Origin of the sequence: Corynebacterium sp. HMSC034H07 (genome assembly GCF_001815175.1) — a bacterium.
Taxonomy (GTDB): Bacteria; Actinomycetota; Actinomycetes; order Mycobacteriales; family Mycobacteriaceae; genus Corynebacterium; species Corynebacterium hiratae.
Window position 1 is genome coordinate 1 of the sequence record NZ_KV819505.1, and the last position, 329, is coordinate 329.

At 53.5% G+C, this 329-nt stretch carries 1 rRNA gene; it reads right to left on the reverse strand.

The window, feature by feature from the left end:
• A 23S ribosomal RNA gene (locus HMPREF3009_RS02985) occupies positions 1-329 on the reverse strand; the annotation flags it as partial.

The window sequence follows — 329 nt, forward strand, 5'->3', positions numbered from 1 at the left end:
CCCCGCTTCGGGTCCAGGACATGCCACTAAAACACCCCATTAGGATTCGGTTTCCCTACGGCTACCCCACACGGGTTAACCTCGCGACATGCCGCTGACTCGCAGGCTCATTCTTCAAAAGGCACGCCATCACACAATAAAAAGTGCTCTGACGGATTGTAAGCACATGGTTTCAGGAACTATTTCACTCCCCTCCCGGGGTACTTTTCACCATTCCCTCACGGTACTAATACACTATCGGTCACACTGAGTATTTAGGCTTACCGGGTGGTCCCGGCAGATTCACAGCAGATTCCACGAGCCCGCTGCTACTCGGGCAACCCAACAAC